This is a genomic window from Massilioclostridium coli (assembly GCF_900095865.1).
Classification (GTDB): Bacteria; Bacillota; Clostridia; order Oscillospirales; family Ruminococcaceae; genus Massilioclostridium; species Massilioclostridium facile.
This window is the reverse complement of record NZ_FMIZ01000007.1, coordinates 1611327-1630743: the sequence shown is the minus strand read 5'-3', so window position 1 is coordinate 1630743 and position 19417 is coordinate 1611327. Positions and strand designations below refer to the sequence as shown.

General features: G+C 36.1%; 14 protein-coding genes. 4 read left to right on the top strand and 10 right to left on the bottom strand.

Going from position 1 to position 19417, the window contains the following annotated elements; genetic code table 11:
* Positions 1-60: 60 nt before the first annotated feature.
* Positions 61-4188, bottom strand: coding sequence for a discoidin domain-containing protein (locus tag BQ2683_RS12370; RefSeq protein ID WP_159427383.1), 4128 nt, complete (start codon positions 4186-4188; stop codon positions 61-63).
* A gap of 305 nt (positions 4189-4493) precedes the next feature.
* Entirely contained in the window at positions 4494-5753 is a 1260-nt protein-coding gene (locus BQ2683_RS12365) for a glycosyltransferase family 2 protein (protein ID WP_235843923.1), read from the bottom strand.
* Between the two features lie 430 nt (positions 5754-6183).
* Here BQ2683_RS12365 and BQ2683_RS12360 point away from each other — a divergent pair, with 430 nt between their 5' ends.
* From BQ2683_RS12360 to ybaK, 3 genes are read left to right on the top strand one after another with little or no spacing between them, the layout of a single operon-like run.
* On the top strand, positions 6184-7011 hold the full coding sequence (locus tag BQ2683_RS12360) for a putative RNA methyltransferase (protein WP_083256490.1): 828 nt from the start codon (positions 6184-6186) through the stop codon (positions 7009-7011).
* Positions 7012-7024: 13 nt separating this feature from the next.
* A complete protein-coding gene (locus BQ2683_RS12355; RefSeq protein ID WP_069989322.1) occupies positions 7025-8320 on the top strand; it encodes a Na+/H+ antiporter NhaC family protein in 1296 nt (431 codons plus the stop codon).
* A complete protein-coding gene (gene ybaK, locus BQ2683_RS12350; protein WP_069989320.1) occupies positions 8304-8792 on the top strand; it encodes a Cys-tRNA(Pro) deacylase in 489 nt (162 codons plus the stop codon). Before BQ2683_RS12355 ends, ybaK begins: the two co-directional genes overlap by 17 nt.
* Positions 8793-8972: 180 nt before the next feature.
* Here ybaK and BQ2683_RS12345 read toward each other — a convergent pair whose 3' ends face one another.
* The 7 genes from BQ2683_RS12345 to BQ2683_RS12315 form a co-directional block, all read right to left on the bottom strand.
* Positions 8973-9875, bottom strand: coding sequence for a DMT family transporter (locus BQ2683_RS12345; RefSeq protein ID WP_069989316.1), 903 nt, complete (start codon positions 9873-9875; stop codon positions 8973-8975).
* Positions 9876-10015: 140 nt separating this feature from the next.
* On the bottom strand, positions 10016-11359 hold the full coding sequence (locus BQ2683_RS12340) for an MATE family efflux transporter (protein ID WP_069989309.1): 1344 nt from the start codon (positions 11357-11359) through the stop codon (positions 10016-10018).
* A 180-nt stretch (positions 11360-11539) separates the two neighbouring features.
* Positions 11540-12049: a DUF6273 domain-containing protein gene (locus tag BQ2683_RS12335; protein WP_268873786.1), complete on the bottom strand. Its 510-nt coding sequence runs from the start codon at positions 12047-12049 to the stop codon at positions 11540-11542.
* Positions 12050-12139: 90 nt separating this feature from the next.
* On the bottom strand, positions 12140-14062 hold the full coding sequence (locus BQ2683_RS12330; protein WP_069989307.1) for a toll/interleukin-1 receptor domain-containing protein: 1923 nt from the start codon (positions 14060-14062) through the stop codon (positions 12140-12142).
* A gap of 85 nt (positions 14063-14147) precedes the next feature.
* A complete protein-coding gene (locus BQ2683_RS12325) occupies positions 14148-14828 on the bottom strand; it encodes a hypothetical protein (RefSeq protein WP_069989306.1) in 681 nt (226 codons plus the stop codon).
* A gap of 14 nt (positions 14829-14842) precedes the next feature.
* Complete coding sequence (locus tag BQ2683_RS12320) at positions 14843-16102, bottom strand: SPFH domain-containing protein (protein ID WP_083256489.1); 1260 nt, start codon at positions 16100-16102, stop codon at positions 14843-14845.
* A gap of 263 nt (positions 16103-16365) precedes the next feature.
* A complete protein-coding gene (locus BQ2683_RS12315; RefSeq protein WP_069989304.1) occupies positions 16366-16824 on the bottom strand; it encodes an Lrp/AsnC family transcriptional regulator in 459 nt (152 codons plus the stop codon).
* A gap of 142 nt (positions 16825-16966) precedes the next feature.
* Between BQ2683_RS12315 and BQ2683_RS12310 the strand changes: the two genes are divergently transcribed.
* The gene (locus tag BQ2683_RS12310) at positions 16967-18313 is read left to right on the top strand and encodes an MATE family efflux transporter (RefSeq protein WP_069989302.1); all 1347 of its coding nucleotides are present in this window, start codon (positions 16967-16969) and stop codon (positions 18311-18313) included.
* Positions 18314-18317: 4 nt separating this feature from the next.
* On the opposite strand, the gene BQ2683_RS12305 is transcribed toward BQ2683_RS12310, so the two are convergent.
* The gene (locus tag BQ2683_RS12305) at positions 18318-19325 is read right to left on the bottom strand and encodes an AraC family transcriptional regulator (protein WP_069989300.1); all 1008 of its coding nucleotides are present in this window, start codon (positions 19323-19325) and stop codon (positions 18318-18320) included.
* Positions 19326-19417: the final 92 nt, after the last annotated feature.

Here is a 19417-nt window from a genome sequence, read left to right as displayed (position 1 = left end):
GATGATGGAAACATTTCAATAGAAATATTGGAAATATGGTTTCATAAAATCATTTTATAGCTATTTTTTCTTGCGTAAAATGAGTAAACTGATTCCTGATATCAATAGTCCTAATCCTGTGATTGAAACAACATCCCCTGTTTTCGCTGCATCTGCTTTTGGTGTTGCGCTTTCTTGTACGGTTTGGGTCGCTTCACTTCCTGCTGTCCTTATTGGTTCCAGTTTGCTTTGTGCCGCCTTCAGTTCCATTGCTTTTGCATTAATTGCCCCTTCATCTTCTTTACTTAGGTCATTGTTGTTTAACATTTCCTGGGCTTCTGCTAACAGTACTTGGAAGGTTGCTGCGCTTTCTACTGTATATTGGCTTAAATCGATTCCTTTTGCTTCTTCCACTACTTCCTCTAATAAGCTCTTGTCCGCTTTGAATCTCAATTGTAGCATTCCTGCTAGCAGGTTATCTGCTGCTTCATTGATTTCTTCTTGCGTTGCGTCTACATTGTTATAGACTTCTTCTGCTTTTGCTTTCGCTTCTGCATAGATTCCCCAGGTATTTTCTGTATATTCTTCTTGTTGATATTCTTTTGTCGCTTCGATTAATGCTTTTAGTTGTCTTTTATCTGCTGCCTTTTCTAACAGGCTATATGCTGTTTCCAGTTCGTCGTATGCTTTGTCAATTTCTTTTTGCATTGTATTTGGGTCTGCCAACACTGTTGCTGCCTGTTCTAATGCCTTTACAAAATTCTCTTTGGATACAGCATCTTTGTAATCGTCTAGGTCTACTTTGCTCATTTCATCATACAGTGCTTGCAGTTTTGTTTTATCACCTACTTGAAATCCTAGTTTATGGATTTCATTCAATAATGTTCTCCATGCTGTGTCTATTTGTTCCTGGGTTGCGGAATCATTATCATTGATTGCTTTCGCATCGGTCAAAGCCTTGTCAAAACTATCTTTGACAGATGGGATTGCATTGGTATATTCATCCGTTGTTTTTGCGTTTTCCGCATACTGAATGACTGTCTGTAATATCGATTTATCTGTTTCTTCTACCACCGGTTGGGTTTCATCTACAATAAACATAGATTGTATTCCAGTTAAGCTCAATTGAACTTTTGTAATACCATTTTCCACTGTAAAGGTTGCTGCTTGTTTTGTTCCTGTCATGGGGTCCCACAGCATTGGCTGTTCCATTTCTCCATGCAGTGAAACGGTTATATTCATAGCAGTATCACTGGAATTTGCGATAAAGTAGATGTCCTGATTATCCTTTACTTTATGAATGTAGCTTAAATTACCGCCAGAAATAGCTGGAACCTGGTCAATTTCCACATCATAGGTTGGGAGAGCATCATCTAAAACAGTTTGCAGTTTTGTTTCAAATCCAGTTTGAATGAAATATGCTGTACCACCTGCCGCATTGGTATTTTTGGTGTATTCCCCCGTAGAAGATGCCAAGGATTGCCCTGTAACAGGATCAACCTGGAATATTTCTTTAATAATAGAAATTACTTGTTCATTTTCGCTGTCTTCGATTCCACGATAAGGGAGTTGGGTGGTAGCAATTACTTTTCCGCCATTATCGTAGAAATCTTTAATTTTTTCCAGATTGGAAAGGCTGATTACCTTGGTACCTGGAATTACAAAAACTTTATAGTCTTCATAGTTGGTTTCATTTTCTAAATGGAAGGTGTCTCCATCTACAGAACATCTTTCATCAATAATATCTGGATGCAAATAAGTAAAATCTCGACGAGCAGTTAAGGATAAAGTTTCCCCAACACGCATATAGTCTGCGTCAGAAGGGTTATTTGCGTCACCATTGAAGATAAAGCTGGATTCTAAATAATCGATTGGATAAAGCATGGCAATGTCCGCAACATGCCTACCATCTTGCAACATGGTATTTAACCTTCCCATATAGTTATTATAGATTGGCAATTCTTCACGATATCGTTCATTACGGTAGGAAAGTTCAGGTGGAGCATCAACATGGTTGATGTTATCATACCAGATAGCATGTGGAATAATCATATTAACTCCTTTTGCGTACTGGTCCATAGAAGATTTATATAAGATATTTTTATCCATATTTTCTCCCATGGCTCCAAATGATTCGGACATTACCACTCCTTTATCCCAATTGTTGGCAGAAGAAGATATAATTTTATAAGCTTCTTGGGTGTAGCCATAGCTGCCAATAACGTCCACACCAGGAATTTGCTGGTCTTTAAACACTTTCATCAAATCACCATGAAGTCCGACTGGATTGACCCATTCTTCCAATAACATATGTCCCATCAGGTCGATTCCATGGTCGTCACACCAGTCCGCAATCTGTCCAATATAATTTTCTGCGAACAGCTCGGTACGTACATATTGCAACTTATTTCTTGCTTCGTCGGTGTCTTCACCAATATCATACCACAAAGCAGGATAATTTAACACAGGGCTTTCACCATTAAAGGTTTCTTCATAAGCTTTGTTATATTCTGGTGTCCATAAACGCGCTCCTTCCGCACCATAAGGAGTAGTACCCGGCCAAGGCCAGAAAGTTGGTTCGTCATAAAAAGCGGATGTAATGGTACCATTTTCAAAATATTTTTGGAACCGGCTATAGTATTCTTCATAGGTAATATCGATAAAGGCACGTACAGAATCGGCGTCTAAATAATCCATGCCATTGTTGCCGTCTTTTACGCACATAAAGGCCATTACTTTCCAGCTTCCATCTGGGACAGTATATTCCAAATGAGAACTTTCTGGCTGCTGTTGATCTTCATTAATCTGAATTTTTGTATTGCCATCATAAAGTTCCATTTCCCAGATAGTTGGGCTCATTCCATTTAATCCGTCCATTAATAAACGCATTTTTGTAGTTTGGACAGAGTCAAAATTTAAGGTAAGCCCAGCTGAACCAATTGTAGAACCTGTAGCACAATCCACCCAGGAATCACCATTCCAGTATTGTAAATGGAATGAGGTAATACGGTCCAAATCTTCATATAAAACTGCTTTGTTTACATTCCGGACTTCCCCAAAAGAAATCTCTAACCATTGGGGCGCTGTACCCCGGGCAGCTGCATTCCAACGGGTTGTCATATCTCCATCGAATGCTTTATCAGCCTCATAACCTGCTTCGATTTCATAAACAGAAGAAGCGGAATATCCAGCTTTCTCTGGAACAAGTGGGGTAGGAGGAACTTCTAACTGTTGATTTCCATTAAAAATTTGGAACTCGCTAATAGAAGCACTATCCTGTGTAATATTTCTGATATAAAGGCGAACTAATTGGGCAGTAACAGGCTCAAAGCTGTGGGTTGCACCCTGATCGGTAATTTTAGTTCCAGTGGCAACAGTTTTCCACCTATTTTCAGCTATATCCCAGTATTGGATGGAATAGTCTTTGGTTCTATGTAGTTCTTCCAGTTTATCTTCATATACTTTGACAGAATCGAAGGTTTTTTCTTCTCCAAAATTGATTTGCAGATACTCACCACCACCGGATAAGGATTCTGCGTTCCATCTAGTAGAGAGTTCACCATCTACCGCTTTGCTAGCTTCGTAACCACTGGTTACACTATAGGTAGAAGAAGCGGAAACCCCCAGAGGCTGGGTATCTGGGCTGAATGGAGGAGGATCAACAATTGTAGCTTGGTCGCTGATATCAATCCGTTCCATTGTATCCATATTCATCGCAACTGCACCCATTAGTTTTCCTTCTGGAAGGGATAAATAAACTTTTTCACCGTTGGAAGCATCCTGTTCAAATTTATCCAAACGTTTTGTAGTCAGCTCAGGATAATTTTCTTCCAATAATCCTCCAGCGTTATAGCTGGGAAAACCATTTTCATCATATAGTGAGAAGTGCATACCATATTTGCTTCCCTCATCCAATGCAGCTTCGTACAACTCAAAATAGTTATCCGAAAGATATTGGCTAATCCAGTTTGGTAAAATTCCAAAGCCATTATATCCGCTTTGTTGATAGGATTCTCGAACAAGTTCTCGCACTTTTTCTGGCGTCATTTCATCCAGTTCGGTATTCCAAAACCATAGCGGACGGGTTTTACTGCTGTCTGGTGGCGTTTGAAAAGCAGACCATAATTGGTTTCCCGATGTTTCTGATTTTGCGAACGAAACCATGCCTGTACATTGGAGGCATAAGCATCCGGCTAACAATAGACTCATAAATTTAACTCTTTTTTTCATTTTCTCTTTCTGCTCCTTCCCAGTTCCAAGCAAAAATTGCCCGTTATTTTTCATTGAAATGGTAAAATAAATCTGTATCTTCCTATAATAGGAAAAATTTACTAAAATTTATTCTATCAGATTTCTTATCGAAATGATATTGTAGTTTTAAACAAAAAACAGAAGTGTTCTTTGTAAGAATTATTTTTGTATATAAGTAAAACAACGCAAATCATTTTGTTTGCGTTGCGTGTTAGATGAATATGATAAAAAAATAAGCCATCAGTTTTCCTGATGGCTTATGGTTATTGTACATCTTCGATGGATTTCGTAACAGTATGTTCGATTGGTTTCCATTCGATTTTTTTAAATAGGGCAACCAATGCGATTGGAATATAAGTAAACATAAATAAAGGAAATGTAAATAGGGATAGAACTATTTTAACAGGTTTTGCATAAATCTTTTTCCATTCTGTAATTAAAGTTAAACCACCAAAGAAGAAGAAAATACAATAAAAGTTTAAAAGTGTTCCTCCTAATGAAGTTAAGGTTGTTGTAATAATTGCTTGAGATGATTCTGGGGATAATAACCCACAAATTAAGAAGACGGCATTCATTACAATACTGGATAAAGAAACAAACATTGCTGGAGAAATCGTCATAAACATATCAAAGCAAGCAAAACTGTGATTTTTGAAAATGCCTTTTAACAATCCACCGCCATATCTTGCAAATACTTGATAAAATCCTTTTGCCCAACGCAGTCTTTGATTCCATGATTGTTTAAATGTAGTTGGCTGTTCATCATATAATACAGCAGTGCCACAGTAACCAATTTTTTCTCCTTGAATAATATTATCTGCTGAGAACTCAATATCTTCTGTTAAAAGATGGTGCTTCCAGCCGTTATTTTTAATGATAATATCACGATGAACAAGGAATCCTGTGCCAGAAATTGCACAACTTGTATTCAACATCATACGTGCATTATTTAGGTATTTTGATTCCCTTAAGAACCATAGGGAATAACCAGAGGATAGCCAGTTAGTATCATAGTTTTTAGAGTTCCGGTAACTGGTTACAATGCGGTAACCATTATCAAATACTTTGTTCATTTCTGCGATATAATTTTCATCTAACAGATTGTCTGCATCAAAAACAAAATATCCTTCATATGCATCTGCTTTGGAAGAATTATGGATAATTTTAAAAATATAATCTAAGGCATATCCTTTTCCTACTTGTTGTGTATTAAAACGTTCATAAACAATCGCGCCAGCTTCACGGGCAATTTGGGCCGTATTATCGGTACAGTTATCGGCTACTACATAAATATCAATGAGTTTTGCCGGATATTTTTGCTGCCGAATACTTCTGATTAACTGGGCAATTACAGCGCTTTCATTTCTAGCCGAAATAATCACAGCATAACTGTGTTGTTTTGTAGCATCATATTGTTTTGGCTTTTTGAATAAAGCATAAAAAGCATAAAAAAATTGGTATGCATAGCATACTGTAAATATTATCATAATTACCAAATTGAAATTTTGAATAAAATTAAGCAAAAGAACTTCCCCCTATATCCTCTAAAACAATAGCGTTATTTTGTTTTGCTTACAATAAATTTTTAATACCATTTTAACGTAGCATAGTTTAACACAACAAAGATATTCAAGATCAAAAAATATTATAGCATGATATTTTTAAGAAACAATTGAAATATGCAGATTATAAGAAAGTGTTCATAATAAACAATGAAATCCATAAATTTTAATGTTATTTTATGGGTTAGTATGGCAATTTTAACAATAAAAAGATTTGATTTTTTGCATGATTGACAAAAAATTATCATAATTTTGGTAATACATGATTTCATTGGAATTCATTTCAAAATATGTTATAATAAATTTGATTAAAATAGCTGTTTATCATGATCAGAAGATTAAATTGAAACAACAGTACTCGAAATTAAGATTTTAAAAAAGGACTATTATTATGAGTATATTTTTATGTCCATGCTGTGGAAGGCCATTACAACAGGACCCCGCCAAATATTATTGTCCCAAGGGGCATGTATTTGACCGTTCTAAAAGCGGATATGTCAATTTATTACTACCCAATAGTAAGCATTCAAAATTGCCAGGGGACAATAAATTAATGGTTGCTGCACGTCGTAATTTTTTATCCAAAGGGTATTATCAGCCACTGGCAGAACTAATTTGTAAAATAGCAGAACAATACTTCCAAAATGGTGATATTTTGTTGGATGTTGGATGCGGGGAAGGATATTATACCAATCAAATACAGCGCCATCTTAATCATAATCAAACTCAGGTTTCTTTATCAGGGATTGATATTTCTAAATTTGCGTTGGACAAGGCTGCTAAACAGAATAAAGCGATTAATTATGCAGTAGCCAGTGCGTTTCATCTTCCAGTAGATGATCATAGCTGTAACGGTGTATTTAATTTGTTTGCCCCTTATTGTGGGGAAGAACTATTGCGTGTTTTGCGGCCAGATGGATATATGATATTGGCTGTTCCTGGAAAAGAACATTTATGGGAACTAAAACAGGCAGTATACCAACAACCATATAAAAATGAAGTAAAAGACACAATACTGCAAGGATTCCATTTGATTGAGCAACAGCATTTATGCTATCAAATACATCTGGAAGAACCAGAATTGATAGATTCCCTGTTTAAAATGACCCCTTATTACTATAAAACATCTATAGAAGATTACCAACGTTTAGCTTCCTTAAAGGAATTGACGGTTACAGTAGAGTTCCATTTATTCGTATATCAATCCAATTTAAAATAGGAGAATTATTTTTATGGAAAAAGGACATGTTTTAGGATTGTTGCCAATTGGCATCTTTTTGATTATTTTTGTAGGTACAGGAATCATTACAGGAGATTTTTATATTATGCCTGCTGTGGTTGGTTTTTTAGTGGCATTGGTAGTAGCACTATTTCAAAACAGGTCGCTTCCATTGGCAAAAAAGATTGAAACAGCCTGCAAAGGCGCCGGAGATGAAACAATTATTACCATGGTGTTTATCTTTATATTAGCTGGAGCTTTTTCTGGTATTGTAAAAGCTGCTGGTGGGGCAGATAGCACCGTAAATTTTAGCCTTTCTATTATCCCTCCTAATTTGGCTGTAGTGGGTATTTTTATAGTGGGATGCTTTATCTCTCTTTCTATGGGGACTTCGGTAGGAACAATTACTGCCTTAACACCAATCGCGGTTGGTATTTCAGAAAAAACCAATCTTCCATTGGCTTTAACGGTAGGAGCCGTAGTATGTGGGGCCATGTTTGGAGATAACCTTTCTATGATTTCAGATACTACCATTGCTGCAGTACGGACACAAGGTTGTGAAATGAAGGATAAATTTAAACAGAATTTTTTAATCGTCCTGCCAGCGGCAATTGTTACTATTATCATCTTAGTATCACGTACTTTTCATAGTACCTATGTTGTTACAGGGGACATGAGTTACAATATATTTCAGATTTTACCATATTTGGTAGTTTTAATTGGGGCGTTAATTGGCTTTAATGTATTTATTGTATTGTTTTCCGGTATCGGGGTATCTATCATTGTTGGACTGGCAACAGGAAAGTTTGATTTTTTAGGAATGTTTGAGGCTCTGGGTTCTGGTATAGAATCCATGTATGAAATTTCTATCCTTTCCATGGTGGTTGCTGCAGTGGTAGCTTTAGTGAGGCAAAATGGAGGGATTCAGTTCTTAATTTATGCCATCCGAAAATGCTTTAGAGGAAGAAAAGGGGCAGAATTGGGGATTGCCGGAATTTCCGCTGCTGTCGATGTCTGTACGGCGAATAACACCGTAGCGATTGTAATGGCCGGTGGAATTGTAAAGGAAATTGGAGAGGAATATGAAATACCTCCGAAAAGGGTAGCTTCTATTTTAGATATTTTTACCTCAGTGATACAGGGAATCCTTCCGTACGGAGCGCAGTTGTTGACAGCTGCTTCGTTAGCATCCCTACATCCAACGGATATTTTACCAAATTTATATTACCCTGTTTTAATGGGTGTTAGCGCAATTCTATTTATCTGTTTTGGAAAGAAGGTTATCAAAAATAATGGCAAAAAAGAATGATAAAACCAATGTAATGCGTATTTTAGACCAGGCAAATATTCCGTATCGACACTATACATATTCCCATAAAGGGAACGAGGCAGTAGATGGGGTTTCAGTTGCTGAACAACTTGGACAACCTTTGGAACAAGTGTTTAAAACCTTGGTGACAAGAGGACATAGTAAAGATTATTTTGTATTTGTAATTCCAGTAGTAGCAGAGCTAGATTTAAAAACTGCGGCAAGGTCTGTGGAAGAAAAGTCAGTGGAAATGATCCATGTAGCAGAAATCAATAAGATAACTGGCTATATTAGAGGAGGATGTTCCCCTATTGGAATGAAAAAACAGTATCGCACTGTAATCGACTCTACTGCACAAAGTTTAGACACGATGATTTATAGTGGAGGAAAGATTGGATATCAAGTAGAAACTTCTCCAACCGACCTTTCAAGATTAATTGGCGCTAGTTTTGCGGATATTACCAAAAAGTAATTTTGGTTACTGGAGCAGTAATTGATTTTCTAACAGAAATCCTACCATATTATGTAATCGAAATAGATAAAATTTAGTTCCTTTAAAATAATATTTTTATTCTCATTGGAATAAGCAAACTGCCTTATCAAGTGAAAAAGAGAAAAACTCCCTGAATTTACTCAGGGAGTTTTTTCGTAACTAGTGTTTTTTTCGGTTTGCTAAAAAATGTTGGCTTTCTGAGATAACAAGGCCGGTTAATGTTAAGCATGTGCCTAAGATAGTGATCCAAGTTATGTTTTCGTGCAGAATAAGAAAAGATGTAACAATAGTAACCACTGGAACCATATAAATATAAACGCTTGTTTGAATAGCACCAAGCTGTTTTACTGCTAAATTCCAGCTGACAAAACAAAGCGCACAAGCCCCTAAACCCAAAAATAAAATATTGCCCAGATAGGTGGGATTGGAAAAACGGATAAGGTCAAATTTAAAATCCGAGAAAAATAACGCTGGTATCATAAATACAGTCCCATAAAAGAACGTCCTTCTGGTTGTTTGTATCGTATTGTATTCATACATGCTAATTTTTCGAGTGAGAATGGAATATATAGACCAAATAAAGGAAGCTAAAATCGCTAATATCTCCCCAATCGGATTTAGGTGCACATCAGAATAATCCGGAAAGCTAATCAAGCAGATTCCAGTAATAGCTACGATAAAACCGATCAAAAAGTTTATTTTTAATTTTTCACCTTTCAAGAAAAAATGAGATAAAATTGCCGTAAAAAACGGTGAAATAGAAACAATAACACCTACATTAGAAGCCATTGTATAAGTTAAAGCAATGTTTTCCAGCAAATAATACAAGGTTACACCGGTTACCCCAGCTCCTATAAAAAGTAACTCTTGTTTTCCATTAGTTAATTTTAAACGTCGTGGATAGGCAATTACCAACGCGATTAGTCCCAATACAAACCGAAAAAATAATATTTCGATTGGTGTAAAATCTACTAATAAGATTTTTGTAGAAATAAAGGTAGTTCCCCATATGATAATTGTAAATAATGCTGTTAAATGTCCAAAAAATCGCTTATGTTCCATTGTAAATTCCTTTAATTCTTCGTTTATTATATAGTCTATCATAGCAAATATTGTTTTTCAATAGTTGTATAGAATGTTATATGATATTGGTATACCTGATAGAATTAATCTTGTAAAGAGCGCTATCGTAGTTCTCTTTTTTATTTTAAATTTACAGTTGTGTAAAGAGAACGCATATTCTTGAAATATACAGGTAATAGGAATACAACTGCGCCTAACCATGCCATTGGGGTAGCAAAACAAACTCCTTTATATCCCCAAAGATATACTAATCCCAAGGCACATGAAACACGCATTACCAGTTCAATCATGCAAGCGATAAATGGCCCCCATGTAATGCCAATACTTTGTACTGCGGAACGGTAAGTAATTAAAATCCCCAACAGAATATAAAAGGGGACTACAACAAATAAATAATCTTTTGCGTACATAAAAATTTCTGGATTTGGGTTTTCTACAAATAAGGGAACTACCCATGGCTGCAACAATAACATTAATCCAGCAATGAGAATATTGGCTATGGTTGTCATAATAAAACAATCCAGGACGCCTTTTTTTATCCTTGCAACCAGCCCAGCTCCATAGTTTTGTGCCACATAGTTTGAAATAGCAATACCAAATGCGTTATTGATCAATACGGAAATTTGGTCAATTTTTGTAGCTGCGGTATATCCTGCAATTGCGTTGGTTCCAATGCTATTTACAGCAGATTGCATCGCTAATAGTCCAATACACATAACTGACATCTGGAAGCCCATAGGAAATCCAATTCTTAAATGGGAAAAGATATCTTCTTTTGTAATTTTCCAATCTTGCCTTTGTAAATGCATGATATCAAACTTTTTCAAAGCAAACAGGGTACATAAAATAGCCGAAACAAGTTGGGACAATACAGTAGCATAAGCAGCGCCAGCTACTCCCCATCCGAATGGGACGATAAATATATAGTCTAATATAATATTCAGAATAGAGGATAAAATTAGAAAATACAGTGGCGTTTTACTATCTCCCAATGCTCTTAAAATATTGGAAATTAAATTGTAATATACCGTCGCTCCTGTTCCAAGCATGATAACAAACATATAGTCATAAGCCATTTGATAAATATCATTTGGTGTATGGATCCATCCCATTATTGGGTGGGCTAGGGAACAGCTGATAATAGTAATAAAAATGGTAAACAGAATGGATAGCAAAATAGAAGTAGCAACACTGCGTTTCATTTGCATTTTATTTTTGGCTCCGAAGAACTGTCCTAATTTAATACCAAAGCCACTGGTAAGACCTTGGATAAAATATAGAATCAAACATACTACAGTACTGGTCGCCCCAACTGCAGCTAAAGCATCAGCACCCATTGTTTGACCTACAATCATGGTATCCGCTAAAGTATAAAATAGCTGAAATACATTTCCTCCAATAACAGGAATTGAAAATTTTAACAGTACTGGAAACGGGTTTCCCTTTGTCAAATCCTTTTCCATCAAGTCACCTTCTTTTTTCAAAATATAAAAATCAATTTATTATAGAAAAAATAAAAGTGATTTTCAATAGTTTTCTTTATAATAATTTAATTTTATCATTCTATATAATTTATATTATCATCAATTAAATTTTTTGTTATTGAAAAGGCAGTACCTATTTAGATACTGCCTCTCCTAACATTATACGAATTCTTTTACCGCAATCCACATAGCAGGACGTATTTCCATTCGGTTTTCTGCATATTTACCTACCATATTTATTTCACCTACTGTAGATACACAGGATATTAGTCCAGCTGTCATACCAGGAGAACGTAGATACCATCCATTTCGTGGTAAAAATTCTGATAATATGGTATCTTCAAGTTGTTGAGTTGGAAGTGAAAACCTGTTTTGTTTTTCTGGAAAATAAGTTTCTACTTCATCAATGCTAAGTAAAAACAGTTTATCTTTTGTATCTTGTCCTCCTAAAGTACCATATGTTGGATTTGGAGGGGTAGATATAGTGCTAGTTATAATTTTTTGTTGTTCTTGTTTTGAAAAAGCGGTTTTCATAAAATCTTCATTTAACCATTTTCTTAAAGTAGAATGATACCAAGTTCCATAATCATCTGATGAATCAATAAAAGGCTGGCAGTCTAAACTTTTATCGGATAGCAATAATGCGTTTCCGTCCTTTACAGTAAGAATTCTCCATTCAATAGGTTCTTTTTGATTCGGGTCAGTCTGAGGATAGTTGCCAAATGTAACCGTTTGACCGTTGAGGTTTTCGATACAATTTTATAAATAGTGAGAGATATCTTGATAGGAGTCTGCTTTTGAAAAAAGTTCGGCTGCTTCCAGATAATTTCCATTATTAAAATCAGAAATTGCTTGATTGTATTTCATGGATGGAGAAATGACAACAGAAAAAATAATAATACCTATTGTAATTAAAACAGATAAAATTACAATAAGGATAGAGATTGTTGTGGTTTTCTTTTTTCGTCTTAGTTTTTCTTGGTATTGCTGTTCTATTTCTCTTTGCATTTTTTTCTCTGCTTCAGTAATTTTTATTTCACATTGTTTTAATAATTCTTTAGCATCCAAATAATTAATAATTTTTTCTAATTTCGCTCTGGCAATTTGTAAATCAGCTAGATTATTACTCTCTAATAATTCTTTTGCAGAAGAATAGATAGGAACATAACGAGCCTGTTCAATTTTTTCCTTACATAATTCAATTTTATCTTTTGCATCTTTATAATCCGGAATTTCTTCTAAAAGAGATAGAACGCTATGAAATGATGTTACGGTAGATGAAGTTTGAAATTCTTGAATTGCAGACTGATAAACTTTTTCCTGGCAAAATTGTATCTTTTCTTTTGCGTCTTTGTGTTCAGGAACTTTTTCTAGAATTGACATGATACGGATAAAAGCAGGGGATTGGGTTGCAGACTTTAGTTGTTCCATTGCCTGTTGATAGATTTCCTCGTTTTTTTGATAATGATAATTTTTTAAGGTCTGTTCTTGGTAGGATTTTAGTTTTTGAGCTGTTTCTGGGTCAGCAAAACGGAGAGCTTTTTCAAAATTATTGTTGTTCTCAATGGGAATACAAAGCTTAGTTAATTCTTGTTCTGTCTTACAATGATAAAATGCCAGAAGTTTACCTATATACGCATCCGAAAATTCTGGGTCCATATCCAATACTTTTTCACAGTATTCATCTGCGGACGCCCAATCTTCATCTTCCAAAAAAATGTGCGCACGTTTTAACAAGGAATTTACGGTAACACCATTGGTAGCAGTATCATCCTCTTGTTCCTTTTCTGGCTCTACTAGTTTTTGGATTCCATGGGTCAGGTCTTGCATAAAACCTAATTTAGACATATCCAATGCCTGCAAATGGGAGAATTCTTCTGGGAGGTCATAGGGGTCCATATCTTTGTATGCAGGGATTAAGGTCTTTTTTGCCCCTTGTCGGATTAATGCCAAATAACGATTCCATTCATTTTTTACCCAGACAGCATTAAAATACTCTGCCCGAGTTCCCAGTACCACCATTACTTTTGAAGAATTTAAGGCTGCGAAAATATAGGGTTCATAAGCGGAACCCAGTTTATCCTCTAGTGTAATACGGGAAAAGAATACTTTAAATCCAATTTCAGTTAACTCATGGTATAATTCTGTTGCTAATACACTATCTGGAGTTCTTCTTCCATGATTATCTGTTTCTTTATAGCAGATAAAAATGTCAAAGGGTTCCTCTTTTTGTGAAATTTCCAAAATCTCTTTTTGAATTTCATCAATTGCTTTTGCTTCAGTTTCGTAAATCCTTTTTTGGTTTGGATCTGCGTATTTCAAAGCGGATTGGTAATCTACGTCGTCAAAAATGGAAGTAAACTGGGTGCGGTTACAGGTTGGAACTCGTTTATGGGAAGAGGGATCTTCTACATATTCAATCCCATATTTACATAAAATCAATGACCAATATGCTTCTGCATCCGTGTGGTCTTCTTCTAAAATCGACTCATATATCGACATCGCTTTATCAAACTCATTATTTCTGCGGAAATGATTGGCGCGGTCATAAAGATTCATCCGTTTTTCATCATTTAGTTTTGGGATTGTTTGCTGGGTACCACAATACTCACATTCGGCTACTCCAGTTTCCCCGGTAACATTAAGGTCCCCTCCACACATTTTACATTTAAAAATTGCCATGAATAATTCCCTCCAAAGATGATTGTATTACGCCTAAAAAGGTAGGCAGAAAGATACACTGTTGAACTTCAACAGTGTATCTTTCTTATTTTAGTAATTTGCATTTTTGGTTTCGCTCGGTTAATAAAAGTCCGATTTGGTTACAAATCATTTTTACCTGTTCCAGCTGGTTCGATGTCACTGCATATTCTAAAATACGGCATTGCTCAGAAATTCTGGATTCTACCTCCTGCAATGCTGGATTGGACATTGGGTCACTGTACCGGACAGCTTCTTTTATTTTTGAAAGTTCTGCAGAAATAGCTTGGTCAGTAGATTTGGCAGCCATGGTTTCCAGTTCTACCGATAAAAAGCGAATAAAAATAGTTTGATTTTTCACTTTTTCATCAATTCCTCCAACAATATTTCGAGTAATGAATACAGAAAGGATTTGAATAACAAAAAACGCTGTTAAAACTGCACTGACAATCAATGCAACCCAACCTGGAATTACAGGAACAAACATGCAAACAAAGCTGAAAATTACCTGTAAAATAAGGTAGATAGAAGAAAGCTGGATGACTGACAATCCCATAAAAGAGGTTTTTTTATTGTTTCCAAACGCAAGAGCAGAAAAAATAATTTCTAAAACAAAAGCCAATAAGCAAAAGCCATATCCAATCCAAAAACTAAGTGTTGGAAGATGTGGTACACAAAACGCCACAATATTAAATGCGATTAAGCCAACCAGGGCTATTATTATTTCTACCAAAGTATTTTTTTTCATAATTGCCAAACCTCCTACAGTTTCTCACCACATTCCAGGCAGAATTTTGCTCCGTCTGGAAGTTCTGCACCACAGTTAGGACAAATTGTATTTAATTTATGGCCACATTCCAAGCAGAATTTTCCTTTTGGAACAGCCTTTCCGCATGCGGGGCAAATAATGGTATCATCGGATGCAGTTGGAACAGGTTCTCCACATTCTGAACAGAATCTTGCGCCATTGGGTAGGGAAGCTCCGCATTTTTGACACTTTAATGCAATAGCAGCTGTATTGCTGGATGAAGTAGGAGGGTTAAGGGTTCCCATTGCATCATTGATTGCGCCACCAACAACACCGCCGACAGCTCCACCAACGCCAGCCATGGTTCCTAATCCAATCCCCATATTCGTAAACTGGCCAACAGCTTCGTTTTCCGCTACTTTCCCAGCTACATCAAATCCGCGTTCCTGCTGGTATGTATAGCCTTCCTGTGCTCGTTTTTGTGCGATTGCTTGGGATTCAATGATAATCTTCTGGGCTTCTGTCTGCTGTTCAATAATTCCTACCTGCTGGCGCAATTTTGCTTCCGCAACATCTGCATATTGACGGAAATGCAGTGATTTAAATTGCTCATAAGCAGGGTCTCCATCTGGTTTTACTACCGTTGTGACAAAAAAGCGTTCCAGCGCAACACCATAGTCAGAAAAATCTTCGATTAATTTTTGATGTAATGCTGTAGAAAGTTCACTGAGATGCTCATCTATCTCAAAAATACTAATTTGTTTTTCTTTGATCGTCTGCGCTAAGTAGGTTTTTACTTTTGTCATTAAAAATGCGCGGAAATAAGCAACTAATTTGGACTGATCTAAAGAAGTTTCTGTTCCTACCAATTTTAAGAGCAGTTTACGGGAATCCTCTGCCCGTAGGCTCATCTCCCCGCAAGCACCAATCTGAATTGGGAACTGATAGGTAGGCTCCATAAACTGGACTTTACTATCCGTCCCCCATTTAATCGCCATCTGTTCAGTTTTATTAATGAAATAGACTTCACAATGGAAAGGGGATTCCCCGCCAGTAGGAATTTTAACCAGTTTATTCAACAGTGGGATGTTTTGTGACTCCAATGGATAACGGCCAGGACCAAAGAGGTCCAAAGCTTGGCCATTCATAAAGAATAATGCTTCTTGGGATTCATGTACAATTAACTGGGAAAGTTTATTAAAATCTTCACGGGGATGTTTCCAGATAAACGTACCGTTATCACCTTCATATTTAATAACATCAATTACTGCCATATGGATGAGACCTCCTCTTCTTGAATCGAGAAAAATAGTAATTTCGACAAAATAATTGTGATAGAAATGATATATTCAAACAAATGATACAATTATAATCGGATTTATATTTTATATTTTGATGATTATTCATAAGTTATATGATACCGTTTCTCACGAAAATTGTCAATATATTCAGGTAAAATAGATAAGGATTACCGATAATTTATATTCTAGCCAAAAATAAAAAATACCTTCTTCAGTTCATGAAGAAGGTAAGCGTTTTAAAGACGTAATCCTTTAATATCCTTAATGCGGGATAGGATAATATTGCAGCTAATCTGTTCTATTCCAGGAAGATGGTCGATGGTTTCGCAAATAAATTGATCCAGTTCTTCCTGATTCGCGGCGACTGCATGTACATGGAGTTTATTTTTTCCTGTTACCCGATAAATTTGGGTCACAATAGGATGATGATATAATTGATCTATCACATTTTGTAAGGAATCCGGGTGAAGTTCAATTTCAAAATAGCAGGAAACAGCTCCACTTATTTTTTGTGGATTAATTACTGTAGTATATTCCTCAATTACGCCCCGTTCTTCCAACGAGCGAATACGCATTTTTACCGCAACCCGGGAAATTCCTACCTGTTCTCCAATATCTGAATAGGACATTCTAGCATTGTGAATTAACAGCGTAAGAATTTTTTGGTCTAACTCGTCCAAGCCATCTAAGAACATTCTGGAATCCCTCCTTTTACTTTATTATAAACCTTTTTTTCATTTTTGCAATCAAATTACTTGACAAATTGTTCGATAATAGATTATGATGATTACAAAACGTAATATAAAAATATCGTTTCGTAATTAAGAGGGTGAATTTATGCAACAGGATTTGACAACAGGTAATATTACTAAAAAAATGTTGGCATTTGCTGTACCAATGATTTTGGGAAATTTATTGCAGCAGTTTTACAATATAGCAGACACTTTAGTTGTAGGGCAGTTTTTGGGGGCGAATGCGTTGGCGGCAGTGGGATCTTCCTATACCTTAATGACGTTTTTAACCTCTATATTATTAGGGCTTTGCATGGGGAGCGGGGCTGTCTTTTCGATTCAATATGGGCAAAAAGATATGGAACGCTTACGCCACAGTTCCTTTGTTTCGTTTTTGTTGATCGCCCTAGTTGCGCTGGTGATTAATGTGATAGTATTTGTTGGTATGAACCCAATTATTTCGTTACTACAAGTACCAACGGATGTTGTTCCCTATATGCAGAATTATTTACAGGTGATTTTTATTGGAATCGGTTTTACCTTCCTCTATAATTATTTTGCATCCCTATTGCGTGCGGTGGGGAACTCTATGGTGCCATTGGTATTTTTGGCAGTGTCCGCACTGTTGAATATTGGTTTGGATATCTGGTTTATTTTGGATTTCCATTGGGGGGTTACTGGAGCTGCAATTGCCACAGTGATAGCACAAGGTGTATCCGGTATTGGCATTACAATCTATGTATTATGGAAATGTCCTTCTTTAAGGGTTGGAAAACGGCATTTGTATTTGGATAAAGCCTCTGTAAAAGAGATTTCCCAATATTCTTTTTTGACCTGTATCCAACAATCTGTTATGAATTTTGGAATTTTGATGGTACAAGGACTAGTAAACAGCTTTGGTACTGCTGTTATGGCGGCATTTGCGGCAGCGGTAAAAATAGATTCCTTCGCCTATATGCCCGCACAAGATTTCGGGAATGCCTTTTCCACCTTTATTGCCCAGAATTACGGAGCAAGAAAATCAGAACGGATTCAAAAAGGAATCCATAGCGCGGTAAAGATAGTATTATTATTCTGTGTGATTATTTCAGTTGGCGTATTTGTATTTGCGAAATGGTTGATGTTGATTTTTATTCAGCCTCAAGAAACCGAAATTATCGCCATTGGTGTACAGTACTTACGGATTGAAGGGACATTTTACTGTGGTATTGGCTGTTTGTTTCTATTTTATGGGCTATACCGCGCTATGCGGAAACCTGGAATGTCAGTGGTGCTGACTGTGATTTCCCTTGGAACACGGGTAGTATTGGCATACATTCTGGCTGCTATCCCTGCTGTTGGCGTTGTGGGTATTTGGTGGTCTATTCCAATTGGTTGGATATTGGCAGATTTGGTAGGATATTTCTATTATAAAGGGAAACGGAAACAAATTTATCAATCATTGGATAATTAATTTTTTAATAAGCAATAGACTGGTTGCGATAGGATTTTGGCGTAATGCCATAGTGTTTTTTGAATAAGCGATAGAAATACGCCTCATCCTGGAATCCAATGGCTTTGGCAATCTCTCCAATCGAAAGGGGAGTGTGGGTCAGATACCAAGCAGATTTTTCTAGTTTAAATTTTTGGATTAGTTCTCCAAAGTGTTTTCCGCTGGTTTGTAAAATGAGTTTGGATAGATAGCTGGTGGAATAGTGAAATTTTTCTGCCAATTGTTCCAAAGTAAGGGAGGTACAGTTTTCATCCATGTAGGAGATAATCTCAAATATTTTAAAGTTTTTATCCTGTTGATGAAGGGGTAACCCTTTTGTTTCAGTTTGCATTCTAGATAAATGGGCGAATAACATCATTAAAGCTGCCTGCATCATATTATCTTTACAAGGGCGTTGGTTGATGGATTCTAGAATAATGGTATGAATTAGTTTTGTTGCTTCTGGAGATTTACCCGATTCAAAATATAGATAACGCTGATTTTTATTGTTGGAATACAGCGAGTCCATAAAAAAGAAAGAAAAGAGCGGGTTATCCTTTAAAATAGAAGCTGCCGACTGCTGAAATAGATTGCGGGAAATCATAATATCGAATACAATGTCCTCTTTACATTCGGTGTAAACACTGTGTAGCACATTGGAATTTAATAAGAGTAAATCTCCTTGATGGAGTTGTAGCGTTTGATCCTGGAACTGATTATAGAAATTTCCGTGATAAACATAAATTAGTTCAAAATAATCATGTCGGTGGAAACATCTCAAAATATCTTTCAATTCTGGTTCTGGTGGAAATCCATGAAAATGGACGGCCATCCCACCAGGAATATTTTCCGGTACAATTGCATGCCCAAACTGTTTGTTTTCTTTTTTTAACCGCTCAATTAGCTGCTTTTGAAACAAAATATCCTGGTCATTTTTCGGGGATTCTAAGTATTGTTGGTAACACTCCTGGATATATTGGTTTATGGTTTTCATGGTATATCTTCCTTTCTTGATACTATAAATATAGCATATTTTCACAGAAAAAGAAATAAAAAACCGTCATACTGTATTTTAAGTTCATTTTT